General features: G+C 51.1%; 20 protein-coding genes, 2 pseudogenes and 1 other annotated feature. Of the genes and pseudogenes, 14 read left to right on the top strand and 8 right to left on the bottom strand.

Features of this window, described 5'->3' with window-relative positions; genetic code table 11:
• Nucleotides 1–13: 13 nt before the first annotated feature.
• Nucleotides 14–1,294, bottom strand: a complete 1,281-nt coding sequence (gene hemL / locus SF0146; RefSeq protein ID NP_706102.1) for a glutamate-1-semialdehyde aminotransferase — start codon at nt 1,292–1,294, stop codon at nt 14–16.
• 224 nt (nt 1,295–1,518) lie between these two features.
• Between hemL and yadQ the strand changes: the two genes are divergently transcribed.
• The gene (gene yadQ, locus SF0147; protein NP_706103.1) at nt 1,519–2,940 is read left to right on the top strand and encodes a chloride channel protein; all 1,422 of its coding nucleotides are present in this window, start codon (nt 1,519–1,521) and stop codon (nt 2,938–2,940) included.
• A gap of 81 nt (nt 2,941–3,021) precedes the next feature.
• Complete coding sequence (yadR, locus tag SF0148; protein ID NP_706104.2) at nt 3,022–3,366, top strand: iron-sulfur cluster insertion protein ErpA; 345 nt, start codon at nt 3,022–3,024, stop codon at nt 3,364–3,366.
• A gap of 46 nt (nt 3,367–3,412) precedes the next feature.
• Here the strand turns inward: yadR and yadS are convergent, their stop codons facing one another.
• From yadS to pfs, 3 genes are read right to left on the bottom strand one after another with little or no spacing between them, the layout of a single operon-like run.
• A complete protein-coding gene (gene yadS / locus SF0149) occupies nt 3,413–4,036 on the bottom strand; it encodes a hypothetical protein (protein ID NP_706105.1) in 624 nt (207 codons plus the stop codon).
• A gap of 37 nt (nt 4,037–4,073) precedes the next feature.
• Nucleotides 4,074–4,874 (bottom strand): vitamin B12-transporter protein BtuF, encoded by an 801-nt coding sequence (yadT, locus tag SF0150; protein NP_706106.1) that lies wholly within the window; start codon nt 4,872–4,874, stop codon nt 4,074–4,076.
• Nucleotides 4,867–5,565, bottom strand: a complete 699-nt coding sequence (pfs, locus tag SF0151) for a 5'-methylthioadenosine/S-adenosylhomocysteine nucleosidase (protein ID NP_706107.1) — start codon at nt 5,563–5,565, stop codon at nt 4,867–4,869. Before pfs ends, yadT begins: the two co-directional genes overlap by 8 nt.
• Before the next feature lie 83 nt (nt 5,566–5,648).
• Between pfs and SF0152 the strand changes: the two are divergent.
• The 3 genes and pseudogenes from SF0152 (at nt 5,649) to yaeG (ending at nt 10,035) form a co-directional block, all read left to right on the top strand.
• A pseudogene (locus tag SF0152) lies at nt 5,649–7,034 on the top strand.
• A 265-nt stretch (nt 7,035–7,299) separates the two neighbouring features.
• The gene (gene htrA / locus SF0153; protein NP_706109.1) at nt 7,300–8,724 is read left to right on the top strand and encodes a serine endoprotease; all 1,425 of its coding nucleotides are present in this window, start codon (nt 7,300–7,302) and stop codon (nt 8,722–8,724) included.
• A 136-nt stretch (nt 8,725–8,860) separates the two neighbouring features.
• Nucleotides 8,861–10,035, top strand: a sequence feature ('Similar to Escherichia coli O157:H7 regulator protein of D-galactarate, D-glucarate and D-glycerate metabolism ref: NP_308193.1 (385 aa). BLAST with identity of 99% in 392 aa. This CDS contains an in-frame stop codon. The sequence has been checked and is believed to be correct.').
• Nucleotides 8,861–10,035: pseudogene (gene yaeG / locus SF0154) on the top strand. It overlaps the preceding feature by 1,175 nt.
• Nucleotides 10,036–10,123: 88 nt before the next feature.
• Here the strand turns inward: yaeG and yaeH are convergent.
• The 4 genes from yaeH to map all read right to left on the bottom strand — a co-directional run bounded on the left by yaeH (nt 10,124) and on the right by map (nt 15,207).
• Nucleotides 10,124–10,510 carry a hypothetical protein gene (gene yaeH / locus SF0155; protein ID NP_706110.1) on the bottom strand — a complete coding sequence of 129 codons (387 nt, stop codon included), beginning with the start codon at nt 10,508–10,510 and terminating at the stop codon, nt 10,124–10,126.
• Between the two features lie 313 nt (nt 10,511–10,823).
• Complete coding sequence (dapD, locus tag SF0156) at nt 10,824–11,648, bottom strand: 2,3,4,5-tetrahydropyridine-2,6-dicarboxylate N-succinyltransferase (RefSeq protein NP_706111.1); 825 nt, start codon at nt 11,646–11,648, stop codon at nt 10,824–10,826.
• Nucleotides 11,649–11,678: 30 nt separating this feature from the next.
• Nucleotides 11,679–14,351: a PII uridylyl-transferase gene (gene glnD, locus SF0157; RefSeq protein NP_706112.1), complete on the bottom strand. Its 2,673-nt coding sequence runs from the start codon at nt 14,349–14,351 to the stop codon at nt 11,679–11,681.
• Between the two features lie 61 nt (nt 14,352–14,412).
• Nucleotides 14,413–15,207: a methionine aminopeptidase gene (map, locus tag SF0158; RefSeq protein NP_706113.1), complete on the bottom strand. Its 795-nt coding sequence runs from the start codon at nt 15,205–15,207 to the stop codon at nt 14,413–14,415.
• A gap of 367 nt (nt 15,208–15,574) precedes the next feature.
• Here map and rpsB point away from each other — a divergent pair, with 367 nt between their 5' ends.
• The 9 genes from rpsB to yaeT all read left to right on the top strand — a co-directional run bounded on the left by rpsB (nt 15,575) and on the right by yaeT (nt 26,061).
• Entirely contained in the window at nt 15,575–16,300 is a 726-nt protein-coding gene (gene rpsB, locus SF0159; protein NP_706114.2) for a 30S ribosomal protein S2, read from the top strand.
• A 257-nt stretch (nt 16,301–16,557) separates the two neighbouring features.
• Nucleotides 16,558–17,409: an elongation factor Ts gene (gene tsf / locus SF0160; RefSeq protein ID NP_706115.1), complete on the top strand. Its 852-nt coding sequence runs from the start codon at nt 16,558–16,560 to the stop codon at nt 17,407–17,409.
• Nucleotides 17,410–17,555: 146 nt separating this feature from the next.
• The gene (gene pyrH, locus SF0161; RefSeq protein ID NP_706116.1) at nt 17,556–18,281 is read left to right on the top strand and encodes a uridylate kinase; all 726 of its coding nucleotides are present in this window, start codon (nt 17,556–17,558) and stop codon (nt 18,279–18,281) included.
• A 291-nt stretch (nt 18,282–18,572) separates the two neighbouring features.
• The gene (gene frr, locus SF0162; RefSeq protein ID NP_706117.1) at nt 18,573–19,130 is read left to right on the top strand and encodes a ribosome recycling factor; all 558 of its coding nucleotides are present in this window, start codon (nt 18,573–18,575) and stop codon (nt 19,128–19,130) included.
• A gap of 91 nt (nt 19,131–19,221) precedes the next feature.
• Entirely contained in the window at nt 19,222–20,418 is a 1,197-nt protein-coding gene (gene yaeM, locus SF0163; RefSeq protein NP_706118.1) for a 1-deoxy-D-xylulose 5-phosphate reductoisomerase, read from the top strand.
• A gap of 185 nt (nt 20,419–20,603) precedes the next feature.
• The gene (gene yaeS / locus SF0164) at nt 20,604–21,365 is read left to right on the top strand and encodes an undecaprenyl pyrophosphate synthase (protein ID NP_706119.1); all 762 of its coding nucleotides are present in this window, start codon (nt 20,604–20,606) and stop codon (nt 21,363–21,365) included.
• Between the two features lie 120 nt (nt 21,366–21,485).
• Entirely contained in the window at nt 21,486–22,235 is a 750-nt protein-coding gene (gene cdsA / locus SF0165) for a CDP-diglyceride synthetase (protein ID NP_706120.4), read from the top strand.
• A gap of 11 nt (nt 22,236–22,246) precedes the next feature.
• The gene (gene yaeL / locus SF0166; protein ID NP_706121.2) at nt 22,247–23,599 is read left to right on the top strand and encodes a zinc metallopeptidase RseP; all 1,353 of its coding nucleotides are present in this window, start codon (nt 22,247–22,249) and stop codon (nt 23,597–23,599) included.
• Nucleotides 23,600–23,628: 29 nt separating this feature from the next.
• Entirely contained in the window at nt 23,629–26,061 is a 2,433-nt protein-coding gene (gene yaeT / locus SF0167; protein ID NP_706122.1) for an outer membrane protein assembly factor YaeT, read from the top strand.
• The last annotated feature ends 37 nt before the right edge of the window (nt 26,062–26,098 follow it).

The following is a 26,098-nucleotide window of genomic DNA, read 5'->3' on the forward strand; positions in this document are numbered from 1 at the left end:
CGAGGCAAAATTATCACAACTTCGCGAACACCCGACGTGCAGCATCGATGGTGTTATTGATATCTTCCATGCTGTGCGCCACAGACATAAAGCCTGCTTCAAACGCTGACGGTGCCAGGTAAACACCTTCATCCAGCATCATATGGAAGAAACGCTTAAAACGCTCGACGTCACAGGCCATCACATCCTGATAGCACGTCACGGACTCGGCGTCGGTAAAGAAGATACCGAACATACCACCGACGTGGTTAACGACCAGCGGAATTCCCGCTTCTTCTGCCGCTTCCAGCAGACCTTCTGCCAGACGTGTTGTCAGCTCATCCAGCGTTTCGTGAATGCCCGGCTGCGCGACTTCATTCAGACAGGCGAAACCCGCTGCCATCGCAATCGGGTTACCGGAAAGCGTACCCGCCTGATAGACCGGACCTGTCGGGGCCAGCGCATCCATTACATCACGACGACCACCGAATGCGCCTACCGGCATTCCACCGCCGATGATTTTTCCGAGGCAGGTTAAATCTGGCACTACGGCGAAATAATCCTGTGCGCCAGCTAGCGCTACGCGGAAACCGGTCATCACTTCATCGATGATCAGCAACGCGCCAAATTCGTCGCACAGCGCACGCAGACCTGGCAGGAACTCTGGCAGCGGCGGAACACAGTTCATATTGCCTGCCACCGGCTCGACGATAATACAGGCAATCTCTTGCGGGTATTGCTCAAACGCGGCGCGTACAGAGGCCAGATCGTTATAAGTACAGGTTAAGGTATGTTTGGCGAAATCTGCCGGAACGCCCGGCGAGTTTGGCTGGCCTAACGTGAGTGCGCCAGAACCGGCTTTCACCAGCAGGCAGTCAGCGTGACCGTGGTAACAACCTTCAAATTTAATGATTTTGTCGCGACCGGTAAAACCACGGGCCAGGCGGATGGCGCTCATCGTCGCCTCGGTGCCGGAGTTCACCATGCGCACCATATCCATGGTCGGGACCAGTTCGGTCACCAGTTGCGCCATTTTCACTTCCATTTCGGTCGGTGCACCAAAGCTTAAACCACGCTCGGCGGCTTCAATCACGGCATTGCGGATCGCCGGATGGTTATGGCCCAGCACCATCGGCCCCCAGGAACCGACATAATCGATATAGGCTTTGCCATCAACATCGTACAGATAAGCGCCGTCCGCTTTTTCGATAAACAGTGGAGTGCCGCCCACGCCAGTAAAGGCGCGAACAGGGGAGTTCACACCGCCAGGGATCAGCTCGCGCGCTGCGCTGTAAAGATTTTCAGACTTACTCATGGAGGGTTCCTGATTCGTAGAAAAAGTGAATGGCTGCTATTCCATGTTATTCATAACAAGTTAAATACTCGTCAAACATCAGGCTGCTTGTACTGGTGCAATCCTGATTTCTTAGAGTATAAAAGTTTTGTGCATTTGAAACATTACGCTTTGCAAAGGATTTTCATGGAACGTGCGAGTAAAATGCCGTCATCTTATTTGTATGACCAATAAGTGATCATTGGATGAAAACTGATACTCCCTCTTTAGAAACACCGCAGGCCGCGCGCCTGCGACGCAGACAACTGATTCGCCAACTTCTTGAGCGCGATAAAACCCCGTTAGCCATTTTGTTTATGGCGGCAGTCGTCGGCACGCTTGTCGGGCTGGCTGCGGTTGCTTTTGACAAAGGTGTCGCCTGGTTGCAGAACCAACGTATGGGGGCGCTGGTACATACTGCTGATAATTATCCGCTACTGTTAACCGTCGCTTTTCTCTGTTCGGCGGTGCTGGCGATGTTCGGCTACTTTTTGGTGCGCAAATACGCGCCCGAAGCAGGGGGATCGGGGATCCCGGAAATTGAAGGGGCGCTGGAAGATCAACGTCCTGTTCGCTGGTGGCGTGTATTGCCGGTGAAATTCTTTGGCGGGCTGGGGACACTCGGCGGAGGCATGGGGCTAGGGCGCGAAGGACCAACCGTGCAGATCGGCGGCAATATCAGTCGCATGGTGCTTGATATTTTCCGCCTGAAAGGTGATGAAGCTCGCCATACGCTGCTGGCAACCGGTGCTGCTGCGGGGCTGGCTGCGGCCTTTAACGCGCCGCTGGCGGGTATTTTGTTTATTATCGAAGAGATGCGTCCGCAGTTTCGCTATACGTTAATTTCGATTAAAGCGGTATTTATTGGCGTCATTATGTCGACCATTATGTACCGGATTTTTAATCATGAAGTTGCGTTGATTGACGTCGGTAAACTTTCTGATGCGCCGCTTAATACGCTGTGGCTTTATCTGATCCTCGGTATTATTTTTGGCATTTTCGGCCCTATTTTTAATAAATGGGTGCTGGGGATGCAGGATTTGCTGCACCGTGTGCACGGCGGCAATATTACCAAATGGGTACTGATGGGGGGTGCGATTGGCGGTCTGTGTGGATTGCTGGGGTTTGTGGCACCAGCAACGTCGGGCGGCGGTTTTAACCTGATTCCTATCGCTACCGCGGGGAATTTCAGCATGGGAATGCTGGTGTTTATCTTCGTCGCTCGGGTCATTACCACCTTACTCTGCTTCTCTTCCGGCGCGCCGGGCGGTATTTTTGCCCCGATGCTGGCGCTGGGTACTGTGCTGGGAACCGCTTTCGGAATGGTTGCCGTTGAGCTGTTTCCGCAATATCACCTGGAGGCGGGGACGTTTGCTATTGCCGGAATGGGGGCATTACTGGCGGCATCTATTCGCGCGCCGTTAACGGGGATCATTCTGGTTCTGGAGATGACCGATAACTACCAGCTCATTTTGCCAATGATTATTACCGGTCTTGGCGCAACACTATTAGCGCAATTTACCGGCGGGAAACCTCTATACTCGGCGATTCTTGCGCGCACGCTGGCAAAACAGGAAGCTGAGCAACTGGCGCGAAGCAAGGCCGCATCAGCCAGCGAGAATACTTGAACGAAATACCAGGGTATTAGATAATGGCGATTATTATTGGGTTAGAATTTGCCCGATTGCCGATGTCGTTTGGAGCAAAATATGAGTGATGACGTAGCACTGCCGCTGGAGTTTACCGACGCAGCAGCCAACAAAGTTAAAAGCCTGATCGCTGACGAAGATAACCCGAATCTGAAATTACGCGTGTATATCACCGGTGGCGGTTGCAGCGGCTTCCAGTATGGTTTCACCTTTGATGATCAGGTGAACGAAGGCGATATGACCATCGAAAAACAGGGCGTTGGCCTGGTGGTTGATCCGATGAGCCTGCAATATCTGGTCGGCGGTTCCGTTGACTACACCGAAGGACTGGAAGGTTCTCGTTTCATCGTGACCAACCCGAACGCGAAAAGCACCTGCGGTTGCGGTTCTTCCTTTAGCATCTAATCTGTTGTTCATGTGCCGGATAAACTATCCGGCACATCTTCTCTCTTCAACGCCCATTCTCATCCAGCGCAAACGTCGGTAGCTTAAGATGCCAACGAATAGCCGCCAGCCGAATCAATAGCGTCACGACCATGCCCATCATACTGGCTGTTTCCAGTGGTACGGAAAATGTGTAATAAGCCGTAGCGTGGACAATACCGCCGATAATACAGGCAGTTGCGTAGATTTCTGTACGTAAAATCATGGGGATTTCGCGGACCAGTACATCACGAATGATCCCGCCGCCAACGCCAGTAATGACGCCCATACAAACCGCGATTAACGGACCGGCTTCCGCATTAAAGGCTTTATTCACGCTAATGCCGACAAACACCGCCAGACCAACGGCGTCCAGCACCGGCAACATCCATTTTGGTAAGCGTCTTGGCTGGCGCACCAGCACGATGGTCAGCATGCTGGTGACCATGGCAACGACCAGATCGGTGGGATCTTTCACCCAAAATACCGGGCCGTGATCCAGCGCCATGTCGCGAATTGTTCCGTCGCCTACTGCGGTAACCACGCCCAGTACCAGAACACCAAAAGGGTCCATACGCAATTTTCCGGCTAACAAAACGCCGTAGATGGCAAATACCGCTGTGCCGACTATATCCAGCCAATAGACGAGCATTGTTCAATCCCCACTGAGCACCTGAAAAGGTCAGGCACTAATCTACCTGTGAAAGCGCATTACAGAGCTGTTGTGCTGCGAGGATAATACGTGGGCTTGCACGTTCAAACCAGTCACTCGTGAGAGGAATAACGGGAATTTTGAGCTGTTCACCCCAGTATTGTTTGATTTTAGGAATTTGGTCCGGTCCGCCTGTAATGACAATAGCCTGTGGCGAGCGTGCTAACACCTGTTCGCGGCTAACTTGCGGCCAGGGAACCCGGCTGTCTTTAAAGATGTTTTCTCCGCCACAAACTTCGAGTACCTGGTTCTGAATCGACTCTTTTCCACTGGTAAATGGCGGATTAATGCCGAATTGCAGAAAAACACGTTTTTTAGGTTTATCAGCATATTGCGCTTTCAATTGCACGTACTGATCCAGCAGGGATTGCGCGGCTTGTTCGGCCTTGTCTGGTTGCGGACTCCAGGGGGCCAGTTGACGTAACGCATTGGCAATTTGTTCAATGCTTGTCGCATCGACCCACATCACTTTTATTCCCAGCGAAGCCAGCTGGTCAACCTGCCGCTCGGCATTACCTCCACGCCAGGCAATCACCAGATCGGGTTTCAGCGCGACAATGCGTTCCAGATTCATCCCCTGCCAGGTGGAAACCTGCTCAATCTTTTGCGCTTGTGGAGGATAGTCGGAATAGCTGCTGACCCCAACCGGCGTGATCCCGGCGGCAAAGGCAAGTTCAGTGTTGGCGGGAGAAAGCGTGATGACGCGCGGCGCGGCGTTGAGCCACAGTGGCGCGAGAAAAGACAGGGCGACCAGCGCCCTGAACAGTGATTTAGCCATGTGCCAGTTTCTGCACCAGTGACTCAACCATCAGGCTGGACTGTTTAGCGGCAACAGCCAGGAACTCATCGAAGCTAAGATGAGACTGTTGATCGGCCACGTCGGAGATGGCGCGTACGACAACAAACGGGACGTTGAAATTGTGGCAGACATGGGCGATTGCCGTCGCTTCCATCTCTACAGCAATGGCCTGTGGGAAGTTGTGGCGGATTTTCGCCAGACCAACAGAACCGTTGATGAAAGCGTCGCCGCTAACAATCAGGCCACGTACAGCGTTAAGATTCAGTTCGGCAATGCAGGCCTCAGCGGCAGCGATCAGTTTATCGTCAGCTTTAAAGCCTGCCGGACAGCCTGGTAACTGACCGTATTCATAACCAAATGCCGTGACATCCGCGTCGTGATAACGCGCTTCGTCCGAGACAACGATATCGCCCACTTTCAGCGTTGGTGCCAGGCCACCGGCAGAACCGGTGTTAATAATCACATCTGGCTTGCAGTGTTCCAACAGCAGAGTGGCACCCAGCGCCGCAGCGACTTTACCGATGCCCGATTTCAGAAGCGCAACCTCGGTTCCATTCAGTTGGCCGGTATAGATTTCGCAACCGCCGAGACTGATAGTTTGACGGTTTTCGATTTTGTCACGCAGCAGCGTAACTTCTTCTTCCATTGCACCAATGATGCCGATTTTCATAGATTTACTCGCGATAAGCCCGATTTGAAGGCATAGTTTACCATGCGCTTACGGGGAAGCGTATTTCTCACGCGGGAGAGGACATGGCACAGATTGATTTCCGAAAAAAAATAAACTGGCATCGTCGTTACCGTTCACCGCAGGGCGTTAAAACCGAACATGAGATCCTGCGGATCTTCGAGAGCGATCGCGGGCGTATCATCAACTCTCCGGCAATTCGTCGTCTGCAACAAAAGACCCAGGTTTTTCCACTGGAGCGCAATGCCGCCGTGCGCACGCGTCTTACCCACTCGATGGAAGTCCAGCAGGTGGGACGCTACATCGCCAAAGAAATTTTAAGCCGTCTGAAAGAGCTTAAATTGCTGGAAGCATACGGCCTGGATGAACTGACCGGCCCCTTTGAAAGCATTGTTGAGATGTCATGCCTGATGCACGATATCGGCAATCCGCCGTTTGGTCATTTTGGCGAAGCAGCGATAAATGACTGGTTTCGCCAACGTTTGCACCCGGAAGATGCCGAAAGCCAGCCTCTGACTGACGATCGCTGCAGCGTGGCGGCACTACGTTTACGGGACGGGGAAGAACCGCTTAACGAGCTGCGGCGCAAGATTCGTCAGGACTTATGTCATTTTGAGGGGAATGCACAAGGCATTCGTCTGGTGCATACATTGATGCGGATGAATCTCACTTGGGCACAGGTTGGCGGTATTTTAAAATATACCCGTCCGGCGTGGTGGCGTGGCGAAACGCCTGAGACACATCACTATTTAATGAAAAAGCCGGGTTATTATCTTTCTGAAGAAGCCTATATTGCCCGCTTGCGTAAAGAACTTAATTTGGCGCTTTACAGTCGTTTTCCATTAACGTGGATTATGGAAGCTGCCGACGACATCTCCTATTGTGTGGCAGACCTTGAAGATGCGGTAGAGAAAAGAATATTTACCGTTGAGCAGCTTTATCATCATTTGCACGAAGCGTGGGGCCAGCATGAGAAAGGTTCGCTCTTTTCGCTGGTGGTTGAAAATGCCTGGGAAAAATCACGCTCAAATAGTTTAAGCCGCAGTACGGAAGATCAGTTTTTTATGTATTTACGGGTAAACACCCTAAATAAACTGGTACCCTACGCGGCACAACGATTTATTGATAATCTGCCTGCGATTTTCGCCGGAACGTTTAATCATGCATTATTGGAAGATGCCAGCGAATGCAGCGATCTTCTTAAGCTATATAAAAATGTCGCTGTAAAACATGTGTTTAGCCATCCGGATGTCGAGCAGCTTGAATTGCAGGGCTATCGGGTCATTAGCGGATTATTAGAGATTTATCGTCCTTTATTAAGCCTGTCGTTATCAGACTTTACTGAACTGGTAGAAAAAGAACGGGTGAAACGTTTCCCTATTGAGTCGCGCTTATTCCACAAACTCTCGACGCGCCATCGGCTGGCCTATGTCGAGGCTGGGTCCAGGTAAATTACCGTCAGATTCTCCTGAGTTTCCGCTATGGGAATATTATTACCGTTGCCGCCTGCTGCAGGATTATATCAGCGGTATGACCGACCTCTATGCGTGGGATGAATACCGACGTCTGATGGCCGTAGAACAATAACCAGGCTTTTGTAAAGACGAACAATAAATTTTTACCTTTTGCAGAAACTTTAGTTCGGAACTTCGGGCTATAAAACGAATCTGAAGAACACAGCAATTTTGCGTTATCTGTTAATCGAGACTGAAATACATGAAAAAAAACACATTAGCACTGAGTGCACTGGCTCTGAGTTTAGGTTTGGCGTTATCTCCGCTCTCTGCAACGGCGGCTGAGACTTCTTCAGCAACGACAGCCCAGCAGATGCCAAGCCTTGCACCGATGCTCGAAAAGGTGATGCCTTCAGTGGTCAGCATTAACGTAGAAGGTAGCACAACCGTTAATACGCCGCGTATGCCGCGTAATTTCCAGCAGTTCTTCGGTGATGATTCTCCGTTCTGCCAGGAAGGTTCTCCGTTCCAGAGCTCTCCGTTCTGCCAGGGGGGCCAGGGCGGTAATGGCGGCGGCCAGCAACAGAAATTCATGGCGCTGGGTTCCGGCGTCATCATTGATGCCGATAAAGGCTATGTCGTCACCAACAACCACGTTGTTGATAACGCGACGGTGATTAAAGTCCAGCTGAGCGATGGTCGTAAGTTCGACGCGAAGATGGTTGGCAAAGATCCGCGCTCTGATATCGCGCTGATCCAAATCCAGAACCCGAAAAAACTGACCGCAATTAAGATGGCGGATTCTGATGCACTGCGCGTGGGTGATTACACCGTAGCGATTGGTAACCCGTTTGGTCTGGGCGAGACGGTAACTTCCGGGATTGTCTCTGCGCTGGGGCGTAGCGGCCTGAATGCTGAAAACTACGAAAACTTCATCCAGACCGATGCAGCGATCAACCGTGGTAACTCCGGTGGTGCGCTGGTTAACCTGAACGGCGAACTGATCGGTATCAACACCGCGATCCTCGCACCGGACGGCGGCAACATCGGTATCGGTTTTGCTATCCCGAGTAACATGGTGAAAAACCTGACCTCGCAGATGGTGGAATACGGCCAGGTGAAACGCGGTGAGCTGGGTATTATGGGGACTGAGCTGAATTCCGAACTGGCGAAAGCGATGAAAGTTGACGCCCAGCGCGGTGCTTTCGTAAGCCAGGTTCTGCCTAATTCCTCCGCTGCAAAAGCGGGCATTAAAGCGGGTGATGTGATCACCTCACTGAACGGTAAGCCGATCAGCAGCTTTGCCGCACTGCGTGCTCAGGTGGGTACTATGCCGGTGGGCAGCAAACTGACCCTGGGCTTACTGCGCGACGGTAAGCAGGTTAACGTGAACCTGGAACTGCAGCAGAGCAGCCAGAATCAGGTTGATTCCAGCTCCATCTTCAACGGCATTGAAGGCGCTGAGATGAGCAACAAAGGCAAAGATCAGGGCGTGGTAGTGAACAACGTGAAGACGGGCACTCCGGCTGCGCAGATCGGCCTGAAGAAAGGTGATGTGATTATTGGTGCGAACCAGCAGGCAGTGAAAAACATCGCTGAACTGCGTAAAGTTCTCGACAGCAAACCGTCTGTGCTGGCACTGAACATTCAGCGCGGCGACAGCACCATCTACCTGTTAATGCAGTAATCTCCCTCAACCCCTTCCTGAATACGGGAAGGGGTTCTCCTTACAATCTGTGAACTTCGCCACAACTCCATACATCTTCATCATCCTTTGGGCATTTGCACAATGCCGTACGTTACGTACTTCCTTATGCTAAGCCGTGCATAACGGAGGACTTATGGCTGGCTGGCATCTTGATACCAAAATGGCGCAGGATATCGTGGCACGTACCATGCGCATCATCGATACCAATATCAACGTAATGGATGCCCGCGGGCGAATTATCGGCAGCGGCGATCGTGAGCGTATTGGTGAATTGCACGAAGGTGCATTGCTGGTACTTTCACAGGGACGAGTCGTCGATATCGATGACGCGGTAGCACGTCATCTGCACGGTGTGCGGCAGGGGATTAATCTACCGTTACGGCTGGAAGGTGAAATTGTCGGCGTAATTGGCCTGACAGGTGAACCAGAGAATCTGCGTAAATATGGCGAACTGGTCTGCATGACGGCTGAAATGATGCTGGAACAGTCGCGGTTGATGCACTTGTTGGCGCAGGATAGCCGTTTGCGGGAAGAACTGGTGATGAACCTGATTCAGGCAGAGGAGAATACTCCCGCACTTCTGAATGGGCGCAACGGCTGGGGATCGATCTCAATCAACCGCGAGTGGTGGCTATTGTTGAGGTCGACAGCGGTCAGCTTGGCGTGGACAGCGCAATGGCGGAGTTACAACAACTGCAAAACGCGCTGACTACGCCCGAGCGTAATAATCTGGTGGCGATTGTCTCGCTAACCGAAATGGTGGTGTTGAAACCGGCGTTGAACTCTTTTGGGCGCTGGGATGCAGAAGATCATCGTAAGCGAGTTGAACAACTGATTACCCGCATGAAAGAGTACGGCCAGCTGCGTTTTCGCGTTTCACTGGGCAACTATTTTACCGGTCCTGGCAGTATTGCCCGATCCTATCGTACGGCGAAAACGACGATGGTGGTGGGTAAACAGCGGATGCCAGAAAGTCGCTGCTATTTTTATCAGGATCTGATGTTACCTGTGTTACTCGACAGTTTGCGTGGCGACTGGCAGGCCAACGAACTGGCGCGACCGCTGGCGCGGCTGAAAGCGATGGACAATAACGGCTTGCTGCGACGAACGCTGGCGGCGTGGTTTCGCCACAATGTGCAACCGCTGGCAACGTCAAAGGCGTTGTTTATTCATCGTAATACCCTGGAGTATCGGCTTAATCGTATATCGGAACTGACCGGGCTTGATTTGGGCAATTTTGATGACAGGTTGCTGCTGTATGTGGCGTTACAACTGGATGAAGAGCGGTAGATTATGCGTTAAGGTTGAGGCGGCGCTGGCTCATTCCCCTCAGCCCGAAGGGGAGAGGGGAATGCCCGAGTTAACCGTCAATTCGGGATTATTTACGCGTTAGTTTTTCCAGATCGGCTTCAATCTCGCTGATCTTATTGGTTACGACTGACTCCAGGTGACGTAAGTCGTCGAGGATCTTACGCTTAAGATCAACTTCGCTGCGGTCACGCTGACAGATTTGATCAAGCTCATCAATGATATACCGTAGATTCGGGCTGATTTCCTGGACTTCTTTATAACCCTGACCCACACCATCAGCGACGACCGTTTTACGCTGACGCGGATATTTAAACTTAACGCTCTTGGCGAAAAACTCGCCTTTGTCTTTCTGGAAATAGATTTTCAGAATATCGTTGTTGGCTTCCTGCCGGAGGCTGTAACGATCAATTTCTTCAGGATTGGTAATACCCAGACTTTTCAGATTGTCGTACATAGCGTTACCTCAAAATGAGTCAGTAAATTGTGCTTATTTTAGCATTTGGCTTGGCCCGCCCGGCTCGACTGTGATCGCAGAAAGCCTTTTTCTTCCAGACTTCTATCATGGCGTAAAAATCAAAAAATTACCTGCTTTATTGTGGCGATATTCCATGGGATGGATTAGCACATTTATCTTCGTTTTGCGAATTACATGACAGTCCGAAACAAGATGAAAAAGTATTTAAAAAAGGGGGAGGAAGAATGAGTAGGACGAATTATTCTGAGCCAGAAAGCATACGGGCAGCATCATGCTGCCCGTATATGTACTCTTAATCGATGGTACGCAGCAGTTCGTTAATGCCGACTTTGCCGCGAGTTTTCGCGTCAACTTTCTTAACGATAACCGCACAGTAGAGGCTGTATTTGCCATCTTTTGACGGCAGATTACCTGAAACAACCACAGACCCCGCCGGAACGCGACCGTAGTGGATTTCGCCGGTTTCACGGTCGTAAATACGGGTGCTCTGACCAATGTATACGCCCATAGAGATGACGGAACCTTCTTCGACAATCACCCCTTCAACCACTTCAGAGCGTGCGCCAATGAAGCAGTTATCTTCAATAATGGTCGGGTTAGCCTGCAGCGGCTCCAGCACGCCGCCGATGCCCACGCCACCGGAAAGGTGGACGTTTTTACCAATCTGCGCACAAGAACCGACGGTCGCCCAGGTATCAACCATGGTGCCTTCATCAACATATGCGCCGATGTTAACGTAAGACGGCATCAGCACGGTGTTACGGGCAATAAACGCACCCTGACGTACCGCCGCTGGTGGCACAACGCGGAAGCCTTCTTTCTGGAAACGTGCTTCGTCGTAGTCGGCGAATTTCATCGGCACTTTGTCGAAGTAGCGGCTTTCTGCCCCTTCGATCACCTGATTATCATTAATACGGAAAGAGAGCAGCACCGCTTTTTTCAACCACTGATGCGTCACCCACTGACCGTCAATTTTTTCCGCTACACGCAGTGCGCCGGAATCCAGCAGGGCGATCACCTGATTTACCGCTTCGCGGGTAACGGTGTCTGCATTGGCTGGCGTGATCTCGGCACGGCGTTCAAAAGCGGTTTCAATAATGTTCTGTAACTGCTGCATTGTTAAACTCTTTTCATATCAGTAAACACATCACCCTTTATCGTTTGGATTGAGGGCCTCTGTCAACCGCTGATGCACTTCCTGCTGCAACTCGTTATTAAGCGCACGCCGGTCAGCGGTGGCAATTATGAATAAATCTTCTACTCGCTCGCCAATGGTTGTAATTCGGGCACCATGAAGCGAAATTCCCAGATCGGCAAAAATTTTCCCGACTCGCGCCAGCAGTCCAGGTTGGTCGAGGGCGATCAGTTCGAGGAACGATTTGCGGTCGGTATGGGTCGGCAAAAACGTTACTTCGGTTTCAACAGTAAAATGGCGTAATTTGGCGGGTTGGCGACGGGGCTGCGGTGGCTGCCAGCTACTTTGCGTCAGCACCTGCTCCAGACCAAACCGAATAACCTCATGGCGATCTGCGGACAGCGGGCTGCCATCGGGTTCCAGCACGATAAAGGTATCCATCGCCATACCGTCGCGAGTGGTGAAAATTTGTGCGTCGTGAACACTTAAATTGCGGCGGTCTAATTCGGCACAGACGGCGGCAAACAGATAGGGGCGGTCCGGGCTCCAGATAAAAATCTCGGTGCCTCCACGCGTAGCCTGCGGGCTAAGCAATACCAGCGGTTTGCTTAAATCATGCTGTAATAAATGGCGGGCATGCCAGGCCAGTTGATTTGGGCTATGGCGGACAAAATAGTTAGCACGACAGCGTGACCAAATTTGGTGCAGCGCCTCTTCGTCGATGTTATCCATGCGCAGTAGTGCCAGTGCCTGGAGTTGGTGATGGCGAACCCGTTCGCGCATATCCGGCGTGTTTTGCATTCCGCGTCGTAGCTGCTTTTCGGTGGCAAAATAGAGTTCGCGCAACAGACTTTGCTTCCAGCTATTCCACAGTGTTTCGTTGGTGGCGCAAATGTCAGCCACTGTCAGGCATACCAGATAGCGCAGACGATTTTCCGTTTGAACTTCTTCGGCAAACTGCTTGATGACTTCAGGGTCCTGAATATCGCGGCGTTGTGCTGTCACCGACATCAGCAAGTGCTGGCGAACCAGCCAGGCAACCAGCTGTGTTTCGCGTGAGTTCAGCCCGTGGAGTTCTGCAAAATGCACTACATCCTGAGCACCGAGAATGGAGTGGTCGCCGCCGCGTCCTTTGGCGATATCGTGAAACAGCGCGGCGATGAAAATCAGCTCAGTTGACGGCAGGCGCGGCCAGACGTCCACACACAACGGATGGCGCTGGCGCGTTTCTTCACTGGCAAAACTCTCCAGTTTCAGCATCACGCGGATAGTATGTTCATCCACCGTGTAGGCGTGGAACAGATCAAACTGCATCTGCCCGACGATATGCGACCATTGCGGCATATACGCGCCGAGCACGCTATGGCGATGCATTGGCAATAGTCCGCGCCGCACCGCTCCGGGGTGACGCAGAATGCTCAAAAACAGTTTTCGTGCTTGCGGAATATTACACAGCGGTTGTTGCAGATGGCGACGGGCATGGCGTAACTGGCGCAGCGTGGTGGAGTAAATGCCGGTGATCGCACTGTTGCGCACCATGGTGTAGAACATACGCAAGATGGCTTCCGGCTGGCGCATAAATAGTGTTTCATCACGCAGGTCGATTAGCGTACCGCGTAGCTGAAACTCATCGTCGAGTGGACGTGGTTTTTCGTCGGCGGGAAGGGCGAGGATGGCTTCATCGAACAGTTGCAGCAGCATCTGGTTGAGTTCACTGACGCGGCGTGTAACGCGGAAGTAATCCTTCATCATCCGCTCGACCGGTTCGTTGCCTTCACCACTGTAATTCAGACGCTGAGCGACGCTAAGTTGGCGATCGAATAACAGACGATTATCGTAACGGCTGACGACCAGATGCAGGGCAAAGCGAATACGCCACAGTATATGCAGACATTCGTTTAATTCCGCCCGCTCCGCTGAGGTTAAGAAGCCAAACCCGACCATTTCATCCAGCGATGTTGCGCCAAAATGACGGCGGGCCACCCATTGCAGAGTGTGAATATCGCGCAAGCCGCCAGGGCTACTTTTGATGTCTGGTTCAAGGTTGTAGCTGGTGCCATGGTAACGCTGATGGCGCTGGTTCTGTTCTTCAACTTTCGCTGCGTAGAACTTGTCGGAAGGCCAGAATCCTTCGCTAAAAATATGTTTTTGCAGTTCGAGGAAGAGCGCAACATCGCCAATTAATAAGCGGGATTCGATTAAATTGGTGGCGACGGTTAAATCCGATAACCCTTCCAACATGCACTCTTCAAGCGTGCGCACACTATGACCGACTTCCAGCTTTACATCCCAGAGCAGCGTTAACAGCTCGCCCACTTTTTGCGCCTGATCGTCCGGGAGCTTTTTACGGCTTAAAATCAGTAAATCGATGTCAGAAAGTGGATGCAGCTCGCCACGACCGTAGCCACCGACGGCAACCAATGCCAGGTCGGCAATCTGGCTGAATCCCGCTTCAATCCATAATCGTTGCAGGAGCTGGTCTATGAACTCGGTACGTGCCTCAATCAACTGTTCTGCAGAGATCCCATTGTCAAAGGCATCACCCAGCCAACGCTGGAAAGTATCGATATGGGCTTTTATCCCACAGACGGTTAATTCATCACGGGGCCAGGCGCATGGATTTTGCGGTTGACCGGGCAGGGTGGAGAGAGCGGTGTTTGCGTACTGTTCTGGAAGGGTATTCATTGTGCGCCACCCATAAGATTAAATTATCGCATTAAAAAAGCCGGCATTCGCCGGCTTCATCTTATTCGTCGTGCGAGATTATCGCCGGGATGGTGTCATCCTTGCGTAGCGTCAAAATTTCGCAGCCGTTATCAGTCACCACAATAGTATGCTCATATTGTGCAGACAAGCTGCGATCTTTGGTTTTTACCGTCCAGCCATCTTTCATGGTGCGGATCTCTTTTTTACCCGCGTTGACCATTGGCTCAATGGTGAACGTCATCCCCGGTTTCAGCACGACGTTGGTTTCACGGGAGTCATAGTGCAGCACCTGCGGTTCTTCATGGAAGCCGCGACCAATACCGTGTCCGCAATATTCACGAACGACGGAGAAGCCTTCTGCTTCGACAAATTTCTGAATCGCCGCACCGATTTCGCGCAGATTAATGCCTGGTTTTACCATGCGTAGCGCCAGGTACAGGCTTTCTTGCGTGATGCGGCACAGGCGTTCGCCCATGATGGTCGGCTTACCGACGATAAACATTTTCGAGGTATCGCCGTGGAAACCATCTTTGATTACGGTGACATCAATGTTAACGATATCGCCATCTTTCAGCAGCTTAGCATCGTCCGGGATACCGTGGCACACCACTTCATTAATAGAGATGCAAACGGATTTCGGATAGCCGTGATAGCCGAGGCAGGCAGAAACCGCGTGTTGTTCATTAACAATGTAATCATTACAGATGCGATCCAGCTCGCCGGTGCTGACGCCCGGTTTAACATACGGTTCGATCATCTCCAGCACTTCGGCAGCCAGTCGGCCAGCGACGCGCATTTTTTCGATATCTTCTGGGGTCTTGATTGAGATAGCCATTAATTCTGTCCATCAGCGTCGGTGATACCGACAATATATATGTAAGTGCCGTCAATGGTATCACACCCGGGCAAATTGAGAATCATTCTGAATTTCGCCAAACGTGCCACTGAAGGTTTTCTATAATAGAAAATTCGACGTCTGATGCTGTACACAGCGCCAACAATTATTGGTGTCCACGACGTATTTGTGGTATAAAGCGCGCCGGACTTCCGATCCATTTCGTATACACAGACTGGACGGAAGCGACAATCTCACTTTGTGTAACAACACACACGTATCGGCACATATTCCGGGGTGCCCTTTGGGGTCGGTAATATGGGATACGTGGAGGCATAACCCCAACTTTTATATAGAGGTTTTAATCATGGCAACTGTTTCCATGCGCGACATGCTCAAGGCTGGTGTTCACTTCGGTCACCAGACCCGTTACTGGAACCCGAAAATGAAGCCGTTCATCTTCGGTGCGCGTAACAAAGTTCACATCATCAACCTTGAGAAAACTGTACCGATGTTCAACGAAGCTCTGGCTGAACTGAACAAGATTGTTTCTCGCAAAGGTAAAATCCTTTTCGTTGGTACTAAACGCGCTGCAAGCGAAGCGGTGAAAGACGCTGCTCTGAGCTGCGACCAGTTCTTCGTGAACCATCGCTGGCTGGGCGGTATGCTGACTAACTGGAAAACCGTTCGTCAGTCCATCAAACGTCTGAAAGACCTGGAAACTCAGTCTCAGGACGGTACTTTCGACAAGCTGACCAAGAAAGAAGCGCTGATGCGCACTCGTGAGCTGGAGAAACTGGAAAACAGCCTGGGCGGTATCAAAGACATGGGCGGTCTGCCGGACGCTCTGTTTGTAATCGATGCTGACCACGAACACATTGCTATCAAAGAAGCAAACAACTTGGGTATTCCGGTATTTGCTATCGTTGATACCAACTCTGATCCGGACGGTGTTGACTTCGTTATCCCGGGTAACGACGACGCAATCCGTGCTGTGACCCTGTACCTGGGCGCTGTTGCTGCAACCGTACGTGAAGGCCGTTCTCAGGATCTGGCTTCCCAGGCGGAAGAAAGCTTCGTAGAAGCTGAGTAATAAGGCTTGATAACTCCCCCAAAATAGTTCGAGTTGCAGAAAGGCGGCAAGCTCGAGAATTCCCGGGAGCTTACATCAGTAAGTGACCGGGATGAGCGAGCGAAGACAACGCATCTGCGGCGCGAAATATGAAGGGGGAGAGCCCTTATAGACCAGGTAGTACACGTTTGGTTAGGGGGCCTGCATATGGCCCCCTTTTTCACTTTTATATCTGTGCGGTTTAATGCCGGGCAGATCACATCTCCGAGGATTTTAGAATGGCTGAAATTACCGCATCCCTGGTAAAAGAGCTGCGTGAGCGTACTGGCGCAGGCATGATGGATTGCAAAAAAGCACTGACTGAAGCTAACGGCGACATCGAGCTGGCAATCGAAAACATGCGTAAGTCCGGTGCTATTAAAGCAGCGAAAAAAGCAGGCAACGTTGCTGCTGACGGCGTGATCAAAACCAAAATCGACGGCAACTACGGCATCATTCTGGAAGTTAACTGCCAGACTGACTTCGTTGCAAAAGACGCTGGTTTCCAGGCGTTCGCAGACAAAGTTCTGGACGCAGCTGTTGCTGGCAAAATCACTGACGTTGAAGTTCTGAAAGCACAGTTCGAAGAAGAACGTGTTGCGCTGGTAGCGAAAATTGGTGAAAACATCAACATTCGCCGCGTTGCTGCGCTGGAAGGCGACGTTCTGGGTTCTTATCAGCACGGTGCGCGTATCGGCGTTCTGGTTGCTGCTAAAGGCGCTGACGAAGAGCTGGTTAAACACATCGCTATGCACGTTGCTGCAAGCAAGCCAGAATTCATCAAACCAGAAGACGTATCCGCTGAAGTGGTAGAAAAAGAATACCAGGTACAGCTGGATATCGCGATGCAGTCTGGTAAGCCGAAAGAAATCGCAGAGAAAATGGTTGAAGGCCGCATGAAGAAATTCACCGGCGAAGTTTCTCTGACCGGTCAGCCGTTCGTTATGGAACCAAGCAAAACTGTTGGTCAGCTGCTGAAAGAGCATAACGCTGAAGTGACTGGCTTCATCCGTTTCGAAGTGGGTGAAGGCATCGAGAAAGTTGAGACTGACTTTGCAGCAGAAGTTGCTGCGATGTCCAAGCAGTCTTAATTATCAAAAAGGAGCCGCCTAAGGGCGGCTTCTTTTTGTGCCCATCTTGTAAATTCAGCTAACCCTTGTGGGGCTGCGCTGAAAAGCGACGTACAATGTCGCTAGTATTAATTCATTTCAATCGTTGACAGTCTCAGGAAAGAAACATGGCTACCAATGCAAAACCCGTCTATAAACGCATTCTGCTTAAGTTGAGTGGCGAAGCTCTGCAGGGCACTGAAGGCTTCGGTATTGATGCAAGCATACTGGATCGTATGGCTCAGGAAATCAAAGAACTGGTTGAACTGGGTATTCAGGTTGGTGTGGTGATTGGTGGGGGTAACCTGTTCCGTGGCGCTGGTCTGGCGAAAGCGGGTATGAACCGCGTTGTGGGCGACCACATGGGGATGCTGGCGACCGTAATGAACGGCTTGGCAATGCGTGATGCACTGCACCGCGCCTATGTGAACGCTCGTCTGATGTCCGCTATTCCATTGAATGGCGTGTGCGACAGCTACAGCTGGGCAGAAGCTATCAGCCTGTTGCGCAACAACCGTGTGGTGATCCTCTCCGCCGGTACAGGTAACCCGTTCTTTACCACCGACTCAGCAGCTTGCCTGCGTGGTATCGAAATTGAAGCCGATGTGGTGCTGAAAGCAACCAAAGTTGACGGCGTGTTTACCGCTGATCCGGCGAAAGATCCAACCGCAACCATGTACGAGCAACTGACTTACAGCGAAGTGCTGGAAAAAGAGCTGAAAGTCATGGACCTGGCGGCCTTCACGCTGGCTCGTGACCATAAATTACCGATTCGTGTTTTCAATATGAACAAACCGGGTGCGCTGCGCCGTGTGGTAATGGGTGAAAAAGAAGGGACTTTAATCACGGAATAATTCCCGTGATGGATAAATAAGGGTAAGATTCCGCGTAAGTATCGCGGGGGCGTAAGTCTGGTTATAAGGCGTTATTGTTGCAGGCAGTTTGGTCACGGCCAGCGCGCAGCAACCGGAGCGTACAAAAGTACGTGAGGATGGCGAGCACTGCTCGGGGCCAAAATGGCAAATAAAATAGCCTAATAATCCAGACGATTACCCGTAATATGTTTAATCAGGGCTATACTTAGCACACTTCCACTGTGTGTGACTGTCTGGTCTGACTGAGACAAGTTTTCAAGGATTCGTAACGTGATTAGCGATATCAGAAAAGATGCTGAAGTACGCATGGACAAATGCGTAGAAGCGTTCAAAACCCAAATCAGCAAAATACGCACGGGTCGTGCTTCTCCCAGCCTGCTGGATGGCATTGTCGTGGAATATTACGGCACGCCGACGCCGCTGCGTCAGCTGGCAAGCGTAACGGTAGAAGATTCCCGTACTCTGAAAATCAACGTGTTTGATCGTTCAATGTCTCCGGCCGTTGAAAAAGCGATTATGGCCTCCGATCTCGGCCTGAACCCGAACTCTGCGGGTAGCGACATCCGTGTTCCGCTGCCGCCGCTGACGGAAGAACGTCGTAAAGATCTGACCAAAATCGTTCGTGGTGAAGCAGAACAAGCGCGTGTTGCAGTACGTAATGTGCGTCGTGACGCGAACGACAAAGTGAAAGCACTGTTGAAAGATAAAGAGATCAGCGAAGACGACGATCGCCGTTCTCAGGACGATGTACAGAAACTGACTGATGCTGCAATCAAGAAAATTGAAGCGGCGCTGGCAGACAAAGAAGCAGAACTGATGCAGTTCTGATTTCTTGAACGACAAAAACGCCGCTCAGTAGATCCTTGCGGATCGGCTGGCGGCGTTTTGCTTTTTATTCTGTCTCAACTCTGGATGTTTCATGAAGCAACTCACCATTCTGGGCTCGACCGGCTCGATTGGTTGCAGCACGCTGGACGTGGTGCGCCATAATCCCGAACACTTCCGCGTAGTTGCGCTGGTGGCAGGCAAAAATGTCACTCGCATGGTAGAACAGTGCCTGGAATTCTCTCCCCGCTATGCCGTAATGGACGATGAAGCGAGTGCGAAACTTCTTAAAACGATGCTACAGCAACAGGGGAGCCGCACCGAAGTCTTAAGTGGGCAACAAGCCGCTTGCGATATGGCAGCGCTTGAGGAGGTTGATCAGGTGATGGCAGCCATTGTTGGTGCTGCTGGGCTGTTACCTACGCTTGCTGCGATCCGCGCGGGTAAAACCATTTTGCTGGCCAATAAAGAATCACTGGTTACCTGCGGACGTCTGTTTATGGACGCCGTAAAGCAGAGCAAAGCGCAATTGTTACCGGTCGATAGCGAACATAACGCTATTTTTCAGAGTTTACCGCAACCTATCCAGCATAATCTGGGATACGCTGACCTTGAGCAAAATGGCGTGGTGTCCATTTTACTTACCGGGTCTGGTGGCCCTTTCCGTGAGACGCCATTGCGCGATTTGGCAACAATGACGCCCGATCAAGCTTGCCGTCATCCGAACTGGTCGATGGGACGTAAAATTTCTGTCGATTCGGCTACCATGATGAACAAAGGTCTGGAATACATTGAAGCGCGTTGGCTGTTTAACGCCAGCGCCAGCCAGATGGAAGTGCTGATTCACCCGCAGTCAGTGATTCACTCAATGGTGCGCTATCAGGACGGCAGTGTTCTGGCGCAGCTGGGGGAACCGGATATGCGTACGCCAATTGCCCACACCATGGCATGGCCGAATCGCGTGAACTCTGGCGTGAAGCCGCTCGATTTTTGCAAACTAAGTGCGTTGACATTTGCCGCACCGGATTATGAGCGTTATCCATGCCTGAAACTGGCGATGGAGGCGTTCGAACAAGGCCAGGCAGCGACGACAGCATTGAATGCCGCAAACGAAATCACCGTTGCTGCTTTTCTTGCGCAACAAATCCGCTTTACGGATATCGCTGCGTTGAATTTATCCGTACTGGAAAAAATGGATATGCGCGAACCACAATGTGTGGACGATGTGTTATCTGTTGATGCGAACGCGAGTGAAGTCGCCAGAAAAGAGGTGATGCGTCTCGCAAGCTGAGGATAATCCGGCTACAGAGAGTCGCGCTATTTGTTAGCGTAGGGCTTCAGTGATATAGTCTGCGCCATCTGATCGTAAGTAGTTGGCTTTATAAGGTCAGGTATGCCGTGGTTTTACACGGCTTTTTTTTGTATAGGCTTCAGTATTCCTGAGTACCGTAAACCCTGTCAGGGAATAAAAAACGCGTGATGTTGTCTGCTACTCAACCACTTAGCGAAAAATTGCCAGCGCATGGCTGCCGTCATGTTGCGATCATTATGGACGGCAATGGTCGCTGGGCAAAAAAGCAAGGGAAGATTCGTGCCTTTGGGCATAAAGCCGGGGCAAAATCCGTCCGCCGGGCTGTCTCTTTTGCGGCCAACAACGGTATTGAGGCGTTAACGCTGTATGCCTTTAGTAGTGAAAACTGGAACCGACCAGCGCAGGAAGTCAGTGCGTTAATGGAACTGTTTGTGTGGGCGCTCGATAGCGAAGTAAAAAGTCTGCACCGACATAACGTGCGTCTGCGTATTATTGGCGATACCAGTCGTTTTAACTCGCGTTTGCAAGAACGTATTCGTAAATCTGAAGCGCTAACAGCCGGAAATACCGGTCTGACGCTGAATATTGCGGCGAACTACGGTGGACGTTGGGATATAGTCCAGGGAGTCAGGCAACTGGCTGAAAAGGTGCAGCAAGGAAACCTGCAACCAGATCAGATAGATGAAGAGATGTTAAACCAGCATGTCTGTATGCATGAACTGGCCCCTGTAGATTTAGTAATTAGGACTGGGGGAGAGCATCGCATTAGTAACTTTTTGCTTTGGCAAATTGCCTATGCCGAACTTTACTTTACAGATGTTCTCTGGCCCGATTTCGATGAACAAGACTTTGAAGGGGCGTTAAATGCCTTTGCTAATCGAGAGCGTCGTTTCGGCGGCACCGAGCCCGGTGATGAAACAGCCTGATGGGGGTCGCTTTTGCTGAAGTATCGCCTGATATCTGCTTTTGTGTTAATACCCGTCGTCATCGCGGCGTTGTTTCTGTTGCCGCCGGTGGGGTTCGCCATTGTAACGCTGGTGGTCTGCATGCTGGCAGCGTGGGAATGGGGACAGCTTAGCGGTTTTACCACTCGTTCGCAGCGAGTATGGTTGGCGGTGTTATGCGGGTTATTGTTGGCGCTGATGCTTTTTCTGTTGCCGGAATATCACCGAAATATTCATCAACCGCTGGTTGAAATCTCACTTTGGGCTTCGTTGGGTTGGTGGATTGTCGCGCTATTGCTGGTGCTGTTTTACCCAGGTTCCGCAGCAATCTGGCGTAACTCTAAAACATTGCGCCTTATTTTTGGCGTGCTAACCATTGTTCCCTTCTTCTGGGGCATGCTGGCGTTACGGGCCTGGCACTATGACGAGAATCATTACAGTGGCGCAATATGGCTGCTCTATGTCATGATCCTGGTATGGGGCGCTGACTCCGGCGCATATATGTTTGGCAAATTGTTTGGTAAACATAAGCTGGCACCGAAGGTTTCTCCGGGTAAAACCTGGCAAGGCTTTATAGGTGGACTCGCTACTGCAGCGGTAATCTCATGGGGTTATGGCATGTGGGCGAATCTCGACGTCGCTCCCGTCACCTTACTCATTTGCTCTATTGTCGCAGCGTTAGCCTCAGTGCTCGGCGATCTGACCGAGAGTATGTTTAAGCGTGAAGCAGGAATTAAGGACAGCGGTCATTTAATTCCAGGACACGGTGGTATTTTAGATCGTATTGATAGCCTGACGGCTGCGGTACCGGTCTTTGCTTGCTTGTTGTTACTGGTATTCAGGACGCTTTAACGGAAGGTAATATGCTGAGTTTTCTCTGGGATTTGGCTTCGTTCATCGTTGCACTGGGTGTACTTATCACCGTGCATGAATTTGGTCATTTCTGGGTTGCCCGGCGTTGTGGTGTTCGCGTTGAGCGTTTCTCAATAGGGTTTGGTAAGGCGCTCTGGCGGCGAACTGATAAGCTCGGCACCGAATATGTTATCGCCCTGATCCCGTTGGGCGGTTATGTCAAAATGCTGGATGAGCGCGCAGAACCGGTCGTTCCGGAACTCCGCCACCATGCCTTCAATAATAAATCTGTCGGCCAACGAGCGGCGATTATTGCCGCAGGTCCGGTTGCAAACTTCATTTTTGCTATCTTTGCCTACTGGCTGGTTTTTATTATTGGTGTGCCTGGCGTACGTCCGGTGGTTGGCGAAATAGCAGCCAATTCGATAGCTGCGGAAGCACAAATTGCACCAGGTACGGAACTAAAAGCCGTAGATGGTATCGAAACGCCTGATTGGGATGCCGTGCGTTTGCAGTTGGTCGATAAAATTGGCGATGAAAGCACCACCATTACAGTAGCGCCATTTGACAGCGACCAACGGCGGGATGTAAAGCTCGATTTACGTCACTGGGCGTTTGAGCCTGATAAAGAAGATCCGGTATCTTCGCTGGGGATTCGTCCTCGTGGGCCGCAAATTGAACCTGTACTGGAAAATGTGCAGCCAAACTCGGCGGCAAGCAAGGCAGGTTTGCAAGCAGGCGACAGGATCGTTAAAGTCGATGGTCAGCCCTTAACGCAGTGGGTGACCTTTGTGATGCTTGTCCGGGATAACCCGGGTAAATCCTTAGCGTTAGAAATCGAAAGGCAGGGGAGTCCCTTGTCTTTGACATTAATCCCGGAGAGTAAACCGGGTAATGGTAAAGCGATTGGTTTTGTCGGTATTGAGCCGAAAGTCATTCCTTTGCCAGATGAGTATAAAGTTGTACGCCAGTATGGGCCGTTCAACGCCATCGTCGAAGCCACGGACAAAACGTGGCAGCTGATGAAGCTGACGGTCAGTATGCTGGGAAAATTGATCACCGGTGATGTGAAACTGAACAACCTCAGTGGGCCGATCTCTATCGCCAAGGGGGCTGGGATGACAGCGGAACTCGGGGTAGTTTATTACCTGCCGTTTCTTGCGCTTATTAGCGTGAACTTAGGGATAATTAACCTGTTTCCGTTGCCCGTACTTGACGGGGGGCATCTGCTGTTCCTTGCGATCGAAAAGATCAAGGGCGGACCGGTATCCGAGCGGGTTCAAGACTTTTGTTATCGCATTGGCTCGATTCTGCTGGTGCTGTTAATGGGGCTTGCACTTTTCAATGATTTCTCTCGGTTATGAGAGTTAGTTAGGAAGAACGCATAATAACGATGGCGATGAAAAAGTTGCTCATAGCGTCGCTGCTGTTTAGCAGCGCCACCGTATACGGTGCTGAAGGGTTCGTAGTGAAAGATATTCATTTCGAAGGCCTTCAGCGTGTCGCCGTTGGTGCGGCCCTCCTCAGTATGCCGGTGCGTACAGGCGACACGGTTAATGATGAAGATATCAGTAATACCATTCGCGCTCTGTTTGCTACCGGCAACTTTGAGGATGTTCGCGTCCTTCGTGATGGTGATACCCTTCTGGTTCAGGTAAAAGAACGTCCGACCATTGCCAGCATTACTTTCTCCGGTAACAAATCGGTGAAAGATGACATGCTGAAGCAAAACCTCGAGGCTTCTGGTGTGCGTGTGGGCGAATCCCTCGATCGCACCACCATTGCCGATATCGAGAAAGGTCTGGAAGACTTCTACTACAGCGTCGGTAAATATAGCGCCAGCGTTAAAGCTGTCGTGACCCCGCTGCCGCGCAACCGTGTTGACCTAAAACTGGTGTTCCAGGAAGGTGTGTCAGCTGAAATCCAGCAAATTAACATTGTTGGTAACCATGCTTTCACCACCGACGAACTGATCTCTCATTTCCAACTGCGTGACGAAGTGCCGTGGTGGAATGTGGTAGGCGATCGTAAATACCAGAAACAGAAACTGGCGGGCGATCTTGAAACCCTGCGCAGCTACTATCTGGACCGCGGTTATGCCCGTTTCAACATCGACTCTACCCAGGTCAGTCTGACGCCAGATAAAAAAGGTATTTACGTCACGGTGAACATCACCGAAGGCGATCAGTACAAGCTTTCTGGCGTTGAAGTGAGCGGCAACCTTGCCGGGCACTCCGCTGAAATTGAGCAACTGACTAAGATCGAGCCGGGCGAGCTGTATAACGGCACTAAAGTGACCAAAATGGAAGATGACATTAAAAAGCTTCTCGGTCGCTATGGTTATGCCTATCCGCGCGTACAGTCGATGCCTGAAATTAACGATGCCGACAAAACCGTTAAATTACGCGTGAACGTTGATGCGGGTAACCGTTTCTACGTGCGTAAGATCCGTTTTGAAGGTAACGATACCTCGAAAGATGCCGTCCTGCGTCGCGAAATGCGTCAGATGGAAGGTGCATGGTTGGGGAGCGATCTGGTCGATCAGGGTAAGGAGCGTCTGAATCGTCTGGGCTTCTTTGAAACTGTCGATACCGATACCCAACGTGTTCCGGGTAGCCCGGACCAGGTTGATGTAGTCTACAAGGTGAAAGAACGTAACACTGGTAGCTTCAACTTCGGGATTGGTTACGGTACTGAAAGTGGCGTGAGCTTCCAGGCTGGCGTGCAACAGGATAACTGGTTAGGTACAGGTTATGCTGTTGGTATCAACGGGACCAAAAACGATTACCAGACCTATGCTGAACTGTCGGTAACCAACCCGTACTTCACCGTAGATGGCGTAAGCCTCGGTGGTCGTCTCTTCTATAATGACTTCCAGGCAGATGACGCCGACCTGTCCGACTATACCAACAAGAGTTATGGTACAGACGTGACGTTGGGCTTCCCGATTAACGAATATAACTCGCTGCGTGCAGGTCTGGGTTATGTACATAACTCCCTGTCCAACATGCAGCCTCAGGTTGCGATGTGGCGTTATCTGTACTCTATGGGTGAACATCCGAGCACCTCTGATCAGGATAACAGCTTCAAAACGGACGACTTCACGTTCAACTATGGTTGGACCTATAACAAGCTTGACCGTGGTTACTTCCCGACAGATGGTTCACGTGTCAACCTGACCGGTAAAGTGACCATTCCTGGATCGGATAACGAATACTACAAAGTGACGTTAGACACGGCGACTTATGTGCCGATCGATGACGATCACAAATGGGTTGTTCTGGGTCGTACCCGCTGGGGTTATGGTGATGGTTTAGGCGGCAAAGAGATGCCGTTCTACGAGAACTTCTATGCCGGTGGTTCCAGCACCGTGCGTGGCTTCCAGTCCAATACCATTGGTCCGAAAGCAGTTTACTTCCCGCATCAGGCCAGTAATTATGATCCGGACTATGATTACGAATGTGCGACTCAGGACGGCGCGAAAGACCTGTGTAAATCGGATGATGCTGTAGGCGGTAACGCCATGGCGGTTGCCAGCCTCGAGTTCATCACCCCGACGCCGTTTATTAGCGATAAGTATGCTAACTCGGTTCGTACTTCATTCTTCTGGGATATGGGTACCGTTTGGGATACAAACTGGGATTCCAGCCAATATTCTGGATATCCGGACTATAGTGATCCAAGCAATATCCGTATGTCTGCGGGTATCGCATTACAATGGATGTCCCCATTGGGGCCGTTGGTGTTCTCCTACGCCCAGCCGTTCAAAAAGTACGATGGAGACAAGGCAGAACAGTTCCAGTTTAACATCGGTAAAACCTGGTAAGTGTTCTCCACAAAGGAATGTAGTGGTAGTGTAGCGA

Origin of the sequence: Shigella flexneri 2a str. 301 (assembly GCF_000006925.2) — a bacterium.
Lineage (GTDB): Bacteria > Pseudomonadota > Gammaproteobacteria > Enterobacterales > Enterobacteriaceae > ECMA0423.

Excerpts from the sequence above, each read along its gene's own strand:
- yadR (NP_706104.2), top strand. The coding sequence starts at position 3,022 with ATGAGTGATGACGTAGCACTGCCGCTGGAGTTTACCGACGCAGCAGCC.
- yaeT (NP_706122.1), top strand. The coding sequence starts at position 23,629 with ATGGCGATGAAAAAGTTGCTCATAGCGTCGCTGCTGTTTAGCAGCGCC.
- htrA (NP_706109.1), top strand. The coding sequence starts at position 7,300 with ATGAAAAAAAACACATTAGCACTGAGTGCACTGGCTCTGAGTTTAGGT.
- yadT (NP_706106.1), bottom strand. The coding sequence starts at position 4,874 with ATGGCTAAATCACTGTTCAGGGCGCTGGTCGCCCTGTCTTTTCTCGCG.
- dapD (NP_706111.1), bottom strand. The coding sequence starts at position 11,648 with ATGCAGCAGTTACAGAACATTATTGAAACCGCTTTTGAACGCCGTGCC.
- rpsB (NP_706114.2), top strand. The coding sequence starts at position 15,575 with ATGGCAACTGTTTCCATGCGCGACATGCTCAAGGCTGGTGTTCACTTC.
- yadS (NP_706105.1), bottom strand. The coding sequence starts at position 4,036 with ATGCTCGTCTATTGGCTGGATATAGTCGGCACAGCGGTATTTGCCATC.
- yadQ (NP_706103.1), top strand. The coding sequence starts at position 1,519 with ATGAAAACTGATACTCCCTCTTTAGAAACACCGCAGGCCGCGCGCCTG.
- map (NP_706113.1), bottom strand. The coding sequence starts at position 15,207 with ATGGCTATCTCAATCAAGACCCCAGAAGATATCGAAAAAATGCGCGTC.
- cdsA (NP_706120.4), top strand. The coding sequence starts at position 21,486 with ATGCTGGCAGCGTGGGAATGGGGACAGCTTAGCGGTTTTACCACTCGT.
- hemL (NP_706102.1), bottom strand. The coding sequence starts at position 1,294 with ATGAGTAAGTCTGAAAATCTTTACAGCGCAGCGCGCGAGCTGATCCCT.
- glnD (NP_706112.1), bottom strand. The coding sequence starts at position 14,351 with ATGAATACCCTTCCAGAACAGTACGCAAACACCGCTCTCTCCACCCTG.
- yaeH (NP_706110.1), bottom strand. The coding sequence starts at position 10,510 with ATGTACGACAATCTGAAAAGTCTGGGTATTACCAATCCTGAAGAAATT.
- tsf (NP_706115.1), top strand. The coding sequence starts at position 16,558 with ATGGCTGAAATTACCGCATCCCTGGTAAAAGAGCTGCGTGAGCGTACT.
- pfs (NP_706107.1), bottom strand. The coding sequence starts at position 5,565 with ATGAAAATCGGCATCATTGGTGCAATGGAAGAAGAAGTTACGCTGCTG.
- pyrH (NP_706116.1), top strand. The coding sequence starts at position 17,556 with ATGGCTACCAATGCAAAACCCGTCTATAAACGCATTCTGCTTAAGTTG.
- yaeL (NP_706121.2), top strand. The coding sequence starts at position 22,247 with ATGCTGAGTTTTCTCTGGGATTTGGCTTCGTTCATCGTTGCACTGGGT.
- yaeM (NP_706118.1), top strand. The coding sequence starts at position 19,222 with ATGAAGCAACTCACCATTCTGGGCTCGACCGGCTCGATTGGTTGCAGC.